At 68.4% G+C, this 8,918-nt stretch carries 12 protein-coding genes; 4 read left to right on the top strand and 8 right to left on the bottom strand.

All coding sequences use genetic code 11. The features are described from left to right. Positions 1–852 (top strand): molybdopterin molybdotransferase MoeA (locus AC27KI_RS15145; protein ID WP_487114550.1); only part of this gene is annotated, 852 nt, incomplete at its 5' end. A 153-nt stretch (positions 853–1,005) separates the two neighbouring features. Further along, positions 1,006–1,338: a thioredoxin family protein gene (locus AC27KI_RS15140; protein WP_284428527.1), complete on the top strand. Its 333-nt coding sequence runs from the start codon at positions 1,006–1,008 to the stop codon at positions 1,336–1,338. Between the two features lie 39 nt (positions 1,339–1,377). Here the strand turns inward: AC27KI_RS15140 and rnhA are convergent, their stop codons facing one another. Together rnhA and AC27KI_RS15130 are read right to left on the bottom strand one after the other, a co-directional pair. Beyond that, positions 1,378–1,827 (bottom strand): ribonuclease HI, encoded by a 450-nt coding sequence (rnhA, locus tag AC27KI_RS15135; protein ID WP_284400891.1) that lies wholly within the window; start codon positions 1,825–1,827, stop codon positions 1,378–1,380. 5 nt (positions 1,828–1,832) lie between these two features. Then, positions 1,833–2,687, bottom strand: coding sequence for a class I SAM-dependent methyltransferase (locus tag AC27KI_RS15130; RefSeq protein WP_284403833.1), 855 nt, complete (start codon positions 2,685–2,687; stop codon positions 1,833–1,835). On the opposite strand from AC27KI_RS15130, the gene gloB reads away from it, so the two are divergent. Both gloB and AC27KI_RS15120 read left to right on the top strand, forming a co-directional pair. Further along, the gene (gloB, locus tag AC27KI_RS15125; RefSeq protein ID WP_487114548.1) at positions 2,686–3,462 is read left to right on the top strand and encodes a hydroxyacylglutathione hydrolase; all 777 of its coding nucleotides are present in this window, start codon (positions 2,686–2,688) and stop codon (positions 3,460–3,462) included. The two genes, AC27KI_RS15130 and gloB, sit on opposite strands and share 2 nt — an antisense overlap. Continuing rightward, complete coding sequence (locus AC27KI_RS15120) at positions 3,459–4,991, top strand: transglycosylase SLT domain-containing protein (protein ID WP_487114546.1); 1,533 nt, start codon at positions 3,459–3,461, stop codon at positions 4,989–4,991. Before gloB ends, AC27KI_RS15120 begins: the two co-directional genes overlap by 4 nt. An 84-nt stretch (positions 4,992–5,075) precedes the next feature. On the opposite strand, the gene AC27KI_RS15115 is transcribed toward AC27KI_RS15120, so the two are convergent. From AC27KI_RS15115 to AC27KI_RS15090, 6 genes are all read right to left on the bottom strand, one after another. Beyond that, a complete protein-coding gene (locus tag AC27KI_RS15115; RefSeq protein WP_272547845.1) occupies positions 5,076–5,228 on the bottom strand; it encodes a DUF3096 domain-containing protein in 153 nt (50 codons plus the stop codon). Between the two features lie 175 nt (positions 5,229–5,403). Beyond that, positions 5,404–6,456 (bottom strand): ABC transporter substrate-binding protein, encoded by a 1,053-nt coding sequence (locus AC27KI_RS15110; RefSeq protein ID WP_284428531.1) that lies wholly within the window; start codon positions 6,454–6,456, stop codon positions 5,404–5,406. A gap of 167 nt (positions 6,457–6,623) precedes the next feature. Then, complete coding sequence (locus AC27KI_RS15105; protein WP_487090130.1) at positions 6,624–7,028, bottom strand: MAPEG family protein; 405 nt, start codon at positions 7,026–7,028, stop codon at positions 6,624–6,626. 65 nt (positions 7,029–7,093) lie between these two features. After that, complete coding sequence (gene recR / locus AC27KI_RS15100; protein ID WP_284400952.1) at positions 7,094–7,684, bottom strand: recombination mediator RecR; 591 nt, start codon at positions 7,682–7,684, stop codon at positions 7,094–7,096. Positions 7,685–7,767: 83 nt separating this feature from the next. Continuing rightward, entirely contained in the window at positions 7,768–8,100 is a 333-nt protein-coding gene (locus tag AC27KI_RS15095) for a YbaB/EbfC family nucleoid-associated protein (RefSeq protein WP_272568985.1), read from the bottom strand. Positions 8,101–8,190: 90 nt separating this feature from the next. Next, positions 8,191–8,918 (bottom strand): DNA polymerase III subunit gamma/tau C-terminal domain-containing protein (locus AC27KI_RS15090; RefSeq protein ID WP_487114544.1); only part of this gene is annotated, 728 nt, incomplete at its 5' end.

Genomic DNA, 8,918 nt, shown 5'->3' with positions numbered 1-8,918 from the left:
CCCGCCGCGCTCGGCCTGGTGGCCAGCCTGGGCCTGCCCACCGTCACCGTGTTGCGCCGCCTGCGCGTGGCGTGCTTTTCGACCGGCGACGAGTTGCTGGCCCCGGGCGACGCCCCGCGCGAGGGCGCCGTGTACGACAGCAACCGCTACGCAATCATCGGCCTGCTGGCCCGTCTGGGCGTGGAGCCGATCGACCTGGGCGTGGTGCCCGATTCGCCCGCGCAACTCGAAGCCGCGCTGCGCCAGGCAGGGCAGCAGGCGGATGCCGTCATCACCAGCGGGGGCGTGAGCGAAGGCGATGCGGACCACCTGCGCTCCACGGTGCAACGGCTGGGCGACGTGGCGTTCTGGCAGGTCGCCATGCGGCCCGGCCGGCCTATGGCGGTAGGGCGGCTGCACGGCGAGCACGCTTCGGGAGCAGATGCCGAAATGGCCTCCAGCACAATCAATACCAGGGCATTAAGCTATGAAAATAATAGCAAATCAATTTCAACCAGCGGGACCCTCTGGTTCGGCCTGCCCGGCAATCCTGTCGCCGTGATGGTGGCCTTCCTGGCGTTCGTGCGGCCTGCGCTGCTGCGCGCGATGGGCTGCACCCGGGCCGCGCCGCCCCTGCTGCGTGCGGTCAGCACCGAGCCCCTGCGCAAGAAGGCCGGCCGCACCGAATACCAGCGCGGCATCGTCAGCACCGCGCCGGATGGATCGCTGCAGGTGCGCACCACCGGCCACCAGGGCTCGGGCCTGCTCCATTCGATGGTGCAGGCCAACGGCCTCATCGTGCTGCACCCGCCCCGGGGGCCGGTGGCCGCAGGGGAGACCGTGGACGTGATGATGTTCGATGGCGCGCTGTGAACCGCCTGCCAGTCCGGTCCCACAGCCTGGCGGCATATGCGCCGGACGCGGTGCCTGCGGGCACAGGCCTATGCTGAAAGACAGGTTTCACCGCCAACCCCGCCGGGCCAACCCACGCCCCGCACACAACCACATGACAAGGACCCCATCGCCATGACCTATTGCGCCCGCCACCTCGAACAGCCCCCCGCCCGTGAAGACGTGGACCGCCTGGCCGGCGCCACGGTGCTGGAGTTCGGCACGCCCTGGTGCGGCCACTGCCAGGGGGCGCAGCCGCTCATCCAGGCCGCGCTGGAGGGCCGGGACGATGTGGCCCACGTCAAGGTCGAGGACGGCCCGGGCCAGCGCCTAGGCCGCAGCTTCGGCGTGAAGCTCTGGCCGACCCTCGTCTTCCTGCGCGACGGCAAGGAGGTGGACCGCGTGGTGCGGCCCCAGGGACCGGAGCCGCTGCAGGCCGGCCTGCAGGCCATCGCGCCCGGGGCCTGACGGACACAGGCTTGGCGGACGCGGGCCTCGACGGCGGCTTCAGCCGCGCCCGAGCGCCTTGTCCACCCCTTTGTTGGCCAGTGCATCGGCGCGCTCGTTGCCCGGGTCGCCCGCATGACCCTTCACCCAGCGCCAGTCGATCACATGGCCGCCCTGGGCCACCAGATCGTCCAGCCGCTTCCACAGCTCCACGTTCTTGACCGGCTGGCCGGCGGCCGTGCGCCAGCCCTTTTTCTTCCAGCCCTGGATCCACTCGGTGATGCCCTTGCGCACGTACTGGCTGTCCAGGAACAGCGTCACCTCGCACGGCCGCTTGAGCGCGCCCAGGGCCTCGATCACCGCGAGCAGCTCCATGCGGTTGTTCGTCGTGCCCAGCTCCCCCCCGAACAATTCCTTTTCCAGCGCTCCCGAACGCAGCACCACCCCCCAGCCGCCAGGGCCCGGATTGCCTTTGCAAGCCCCGTCGGTATAGATCACAACCTGATTCAAAAACGTTACTCCCGTCCATCCACATGAAAGGCCGGCCCACCATCGCGGACCGTGCCGCGATTGGCCACCGGCACCGGCGCCGCAGCGCCCTTGGGCGCGCGGCGCCAGGGCGCGCCCAGCAGCCGCACGCCGTGTACGCGCTTGACCGCCACCACCACATAGGCGGCCCCGAGTATCGGCCACCAGCGGGCCCCCAGTCCGTCCATCCAGTCGAAACGCTCCAGCCAGGGCGCGCTGCGCACCGCCGGCCGGTAGCAGCCGAAGCTGACCGACTCGACCTCGAAATTGAGCAGCCGCAGCCAGTCGCGCAGCCGCCAGTGGCCGATGAACTCACCCACGTCGGGCAGATACAGCCGCCCGCCCGCACCCAGGCGCTGGTACAGCCGCGCCCGGCGCTGGCGCAGGCCCCACAGGCTCACGGGGTTCAGCCCGCTGATCACCACCCGCCCCTCGGGCACCAGCACGCGCTGCACCTCGCGCAGCGCGGCATGGGGGTCGATGCTGAGTTCCAGCGCATGCGGCAGCAGCACTAGATCGAGGCTGTTCTCCGAGAAAGGCAAGGCCACCGGATCGGCCAGCAGGGCGGGCTCGCCCGGCTCTCCGCCCCCCAGTGCCCCGGCCGCGTGCCAGCCGGCCGCCTCGTCGGTCCACAGCAGGGTTTCTTCGGCGCCCAGCGCCAGCCAGCGGTGGGGCATGCGGTTGGCGCGCAGCCCCTGCAAACCCGGCATTCCGAGCTGCAGGGCGTGGTAGCCGAAGATGTCGGCCACCAGCTCGTCATAGCGTTCCTGCTCCCACGCCAGCAGGTATCGGCCGGGGGAAGAGTCGAACCAGTGGTGCAAACCTATAATTTCATCGCTCATGAACTTGCTGCCGCTGCCCGCCTTTACCGACAACTACATCTGGATGCTGCACGACGCGCAGGCTGCGGTCGTGGTCGATCCGGGAGAAGCGGGCCCGGTGTTGCAGGCATTGCAAACCCTGGACCTGCCATTGCAGGCGATTCTAGTCACGCACCACCACGCCGATCATGTCGGCGGCGTGCCGGCGCTGCGCGAGGCCACTGGCGCCCGCGTCTTCGGCCCCGCACACGAAACCGTGTCCGAGCCCATCGCCCGCCTGGTGCAGGGCGACACGGCCGAGGTGCTGGGCCTGCGCTTTCAGGTCTTCGACGTGCCCGGCCACACGGCGGGGCACATCGCCTATTACGCCCCCGATGTGAACGGTACCCCCGTGCTGTTCTGCGGGGACACCCTCTTTTCCGGCGGCTGCGGCCGGCTGTTCGAAGGCACGCCCGCGCAGATGCAGGCGTCGCTCGACACCCTGGCCGCGCTGCCAGGCGACACCCGTGTGTGCTGCGCACACGAGTACACGCTGTCCAACCTGAAGTTCGCCCGGGCGGTGGAGCCCGGCAACGGGGCGTTGCGGCAGTACACCCGCGACTGCGAGGCGCTGCGGCAGCAGGGCCGGCCCACGCTGCCCTCGCGCCTGGCCACCGAGCGCGACATCAACCCTTTCCTGCGCACGCGGCAACCCACGGTGGCCCAGGCCGCCCGGGCCTTCGATGCGCAGGTCGATCCCCAAGATGCAGTGGCCGTTCTCGCGGCGCTGCGCCAATGGAAAAACGAGTTTCAATGAAAATTTTGCACATCCTGGGCCTGGCAAGCGTGGTCTGGCTCACCGGCTGCGCCACGCAAGGCACCCCGCCCGGAAGCACCGCGAGCAAGGACGGTTCTTCGCCGGCCACCACCGACACCTCGTCTTCGTCCTCCCACACGCCTCTGATCCCCTCCGGGCCGCTGCAGCCGATCTCGGCCGTGCAGGCCAGCAACGGCGAGGTGGCATCGCTCTACGCGCCCTCCGACCTGTGGGACCGCATCCGCCGCGGTTTCGCCATGCCCGACCTGGACCAGGACCTCGTGCGCGACCGCGAGCAGTGGTATGCCACGCGCCCCGACTACATGCAGCGCATGACCGAGCGCTCGAGCAAATACCTGTTCCACATCGTCGAAGAGCTCGAGCTGCGGGGCATGCCCACCGAACTGGCCCTGCTGCCCTACATCGAGAGCGCCTTCAATCCGCAGGCCGTCTCCAGCGCCAAGGCCGCCGGCATGTGGCAGTTCATGCCGGCCACCGGCAGCGACTACCAGCTCAAGCAGAACGCCTTCCGCGACGACCGCCGCGACGTGCTGGCCTCCACGCGCGCCGCACTCGATTACCTGCAGCGCCTGTATGGCATGTTCGGCGACTGGCACCTGGCATTGGCCGCCTACAACTGGGGCGAAGGCAGCGTGAGCCGGGCCATCGCCCGCAACCAGAAGCTGGGCCTGGGCACCAGCTACACCGAACTCACCATGCCGGCCGAAACCCGCATGTACGTGCCCAAGCTGCAGGCGGTGAAGAACATCGTCGCCAACCCGCAGGCGTTTCGCACCGAACTGCCGCTGATCGAAAACCACCCCTACTTCCAGACGGTGGACATCACGCACGATATCGATGTCTCGCTGGTGGCCAGCCTGGCCGGGGTGCGCGAAGAGGACTTCCGCGCACTCAACCCCTCGCTGCACCGCCCCGTGATCCTGGCCGCGGGCATGCCGCAGATCCTGCTGCCCTGGGACAACGCCAAGGTGTTCCTCAAGAACCTGGAAGCCCACCGCGAAGGCCAGTACGCCAGCTGGACGGTGTGGAGCGTGCCCACCACCATGACGGTGGCAACCGCTGCCCAACGCGTCGGCATGAGCGAGAACGACCTGCGCAACGTGAACCGCATTCCGCCGCGCATGATGATCAAGGCGGGTTCGGCCCTGATGGTGCCCCGTGCCACGACCACGCGCCAGGACGTGTCCAGCCAGGTGGCAGACAACGGGCAGGTTGCTTTCACGCCGGAAATCGTCACGCGCCGCACCACGGTGCGCGCTGGCAAGCGCGACTCGGTCGCCAGCATCGCCAACCGCTACAAGGTGAGCGCCGCCAATGTGGCCGAATGGAACGACGTCAAGGCCAACGCCGCCTTCAAGGCCGGCCAGCAGGTCGTGATGTACCTGCCGGTGAAGCTGGCCGCCACCTCGTCCGCGCGCCCGGCGATCAAGCAGACCTCCACGCGAGGCGCCAAGGCCCCTGCGGCCCCCACCCGCAAGGGTGGAACGCCCTCGCGCAAGAAGCGCTGAGCGGCAGCCAGGCCGAATCAAGGCATCGCCCTGAAGAGGCTGGCCGTCCAGCGCGTGTGCGGGGCGGCCCGGCAAGCATGCGCTTCAGAGGCGCAGGTTGTGCATGCCGACCAAGCCCAGCACGCCCATCACGATGAGGTACAGGGCCACGATGTAGTTGAGCAGGCGGGGCATGACCAGGATCAGGATGCCTGCGATCAGGGAAACGAGGGGGCCGATACTGAGGTTCAGCGACATGGAAAGATCCTTGTTGGAGTGATGGAATGAAGGAGCGCAACCGGTGCATTGCAGCGCCGCGGTGAGACCGACGCCGGCGCGCCCTCGACTCTATCGCCACACCCTTGCCGCCGTGTGTCGGACAGTTCAGCCAAAGTGCCGGCCGGCGCAAGCAGGCACCGCAGGGACCTGCCCCTCAGGCATTGAACTTCTGCTTGGCCTTGCGCGCGAATTCGTTCGTGAACGTGCGCCCCAGATCGATCTTGAGCGGCGCCAGTTCGGATCGCAGGCGGGCCACCACCCGCGCCGCGTTGGCCGGGCCGTCATCGGGCATGAGGCCGTCGGGCGAGAAGGTGTCCCGCACCTTGTGGAATGCCGCCAGATAAGCCCCCCGCTCGCCCAGCAGGTACCCGGACGGCACGGCCCGCACCAGGTCGGCCGGGCTGGCTGTCTGCAGCCATTTGAGGGCATGGACCATGGCATTGGCCAGGGCCTGCGAGCGGGCCGGCTGCTTTTGCACAAACGACTGCGGCGCATAGAGGCTGGCGGCCGGCATGGTGCCGCCGAACAGCTCCTGCGACCCTTTGAGTGAGCGCGTGTCGCACAGCACCCGCACCTCGGCGCGCTGCTCCAGCGCGCTGACGATCGGATCGGCATGGCACAGCGCATGCACCCGCCCCTGTCGCAGCGCGGCCACCGCCCCCAGGGCGGAGCCCACACCGACAAAGGACACCTCGTCCAGCGGCGCGCCATCCCGCGACAGCATCAACTGCGCCACATGGTGGGTGGAAGACCCCAGGGCCGACACGCCCACGCGCATGCCCTTGAAGCGGCTCACGCTCTTGACGGGCCATGCCCGTGTCGATGCCGCCAGGGCCAGTTGCGGCGCCCGCCCCTGCAGCACGATGGCGCAGTAGCTGCGGCCCTGCAGTTGCTGACGCAGCACGTGGTCGTACGCGCCCGAGCACACATCGGCCTCGCCGTCCTGCAACGCCTGCAAGGCCAGGGCGCCGCCCGGGTAGTCCTGAACCACCACGTGCAACCCCTCGGCCCGGAAGAAGCCCAGCTCCTGAGCGATGGTCAGCGGCAGGTGGTACAGCAGCCCCGAGCCCCCGACCGCCACCCGCAGCGGACCGGTCCCAGCCTTGAACGGCGACGGCACCGCCAAGGCATCCGCGCCCGCCCAGGCCGCCATCGAGAGGGCGGACAACGTACCGAAGTGGCGGCGGCGGATGCGAGGAAAATCCATGGGGAAAAGCGAATTCAAGGAAATGCTGCAGTGCAGCAATCGTGCCACCTGCGCGCAGCCGCCCCGTCAGGGCAATCCCTGAGGGACAGGCACGGAAAGTCGGGTTAATGGATGGATGCCAGGGCGATCCAGGCGGTGGATTGCCGCGGTACCACCGCGGCGGCGCCTCAGCGGTAGCCGATGAAGAGAATGGCGATGTTGACCACCAGCGCCCCGAGCCACACGGCACTGCGGGCGGTGGGCAGGTCGGACACGTACATCATCACGTAGAAGACGCGCAGCATCACGAAGAGGAACGCCAGGATATCGAGCAGCGTCTGCCCGGCCCCCAGTTGGTGCGCGATCACCACCGCACCGATGAAGAACGGCAGTGCTTCGAAGGTGTTGGACTGTGCGGCCAGGGCACGGGCGCGCCAGTCGGTCTGCCGGGAGGCCCATCCACGCGGATCGCGGTTGTCCGACACCTGGAAGCTGCCGCGCTTGGCGATCAGGGCGCACCCCGTGGGCAGCAGCGCCATCAGCAGCACGCACCAGTAGGCGACGGTGAAATGCGCCACATGGAGGGAATTCATGGTTCAAGCCTTTTCGTGCTCCAGCGCCATTGAACATTGCGCTGGCAGCTATCAATTTTATAGTGTCAGCGGCGATCGACCAGCGCATGCGCGATGGTGCCCAGGTCCACGTATTCCAGTTCGCTGCCCACCGGAACACCGCGGGCCAGCCGGGTGACGTGCAGCCCCCGGCTCTTGAGTGCCTCGCTGATGACATAGGCCGTGGCCTCGCCCTCGGCCGTGAAATTGGTGGCCAGAATCACCTCCTGCACCACGCCATCGGTGGCCCGCTCCATGAGCTTTTGCAGCCCGATGTCCTTCGGCCCCACTCCGTCCAGTGGCGACAGCCGCCCCATGAGCACGAAGTACAGCCCGCGAAACGCCGCCGTGCGCTCCAGCGCGGCCTGATCGGCCGGGGTTTCCACCACGGCCAGCCGGCTGGCATCGCGTTCCGGGTCCAGGCAGGTGTCGCACACCGCGGCTTCGGTGAAGGTGTGGCAGCGTTCGCAGTGGTGCACCGACACTGTCGCTTCATGGAGCGCCCGCGATAGCACCTCGGCGCCTTCGCGGTCGTGCTGCAGCAGATGGAAGGCCATGCGCTGTGCCGACTTCACGCCCACGCCCGGCAGGCGGCGCAGCGCCTGGACCAGGGCATCGAGGGAATTGGTGTCGGACATGCAAGGCGCCGTTCAAGAATCAAAGAGACATGCCCGCGAAAGGCAATGAAAGGGTGCGGCGCGCCCGGCGGCCGCCACCTGGATCAGAAAGGGAATTTCATCCCGGGAGGCAGCCCCGGCATGCCAGCAGTCAGCTTGCCCATCTTTTCCTGCGAGGTTTCTTCTGCCTTGCGCACCGCCGCATTGAAGGCGGCCGCCACAAGGTCTTCGAGCATGTCCTTGTCATCGGCCAGCAGGCTGGGGTCGATGGTCACGCGCTTGACGTCGTGCTTGCAGGTCATGAGCACCTTCACCAGGCCCGCGCCGGATTCGCCTTCCACTTCGATGTTGCCGAGTTCGTCCTGGGCCTTCTTCAGGTTGTCCTGCATGGCCTGGGCCTGCTTCATGAGGCCGGCGAGTTGTCCCTTGTTGAACATGTGAGTTTTCCTTTTCTGATGGGAATGAAGGGGAGGCTTGAATGGAATGAATGAATCAACGAATCGTCTGGAGGATGGCAACGCCTGCCGTCATGCCGGCTTGATGCTGCCCGGCACGATCTTGGCGCCGAAGTCCCGCACCAGCGTCTGCACGTACGGGTCGTTGTGCACGATCTCCTCGGCCAGGCGCTGGCGCTCTGCCGCGGCGGCCGCATTGCGCCGGGCCGGGCTGTCGATGACCACGCCCAGTTCGACGCTGATCTGGGTCGCATGGCCCGCGGCCTCCAGCGCCGCCCGCAGGCGCTCGCGCGCCACGGGCTGGTTGAGCGATTCACGCTCCACGCGCAGCAGCCAGTGTCCGGCGTCACGTGCCACCAATTGGGACTGCAGGGCCAATTCCCGCACCAGCGCCGCAATGGCCTCGGCAGCCACGAGTTGCTGCACGGTGGCGTGCCAGACATCGCCCTCTTCCGTGGCCGTGTAGCGGGCGGATGCGGGAAGGGAGCCCGTCGGCGCGAGCGGCTGCAGGCGCGCGCCCGGCTCGGGAGCGGTGCGCACGGGGATCGCCATGTATTCGGGCGCCGACGGCGCCGACGCCACTGGTCGTTGCGCTGGCACAGGGGCTGGAGAGGCCGCGCGGCGGAAATCATCGGGCGAATGGACGGGTAGCCGCACCGGCGAGGCTGCCGGCTGGGGCTCGCCGGGAGGGGGCTGCACCGGCGTGCCGGCGTCTTCCCACGCGGGCGTGGAATCGGGCGCAGGCACCGGCAGGGCTGCGACGGATGGTTCCGGCTCGGCAACGGGGGCGCTGGTGGTCT

This window comes from Acidovorax sp. KPB24-03 (assembly GCF_057546605.1).
Note: the sequence above shows the minus strand (reverse complement) of the source record. Positions and strands in the feature narration are given on the sequence as shown.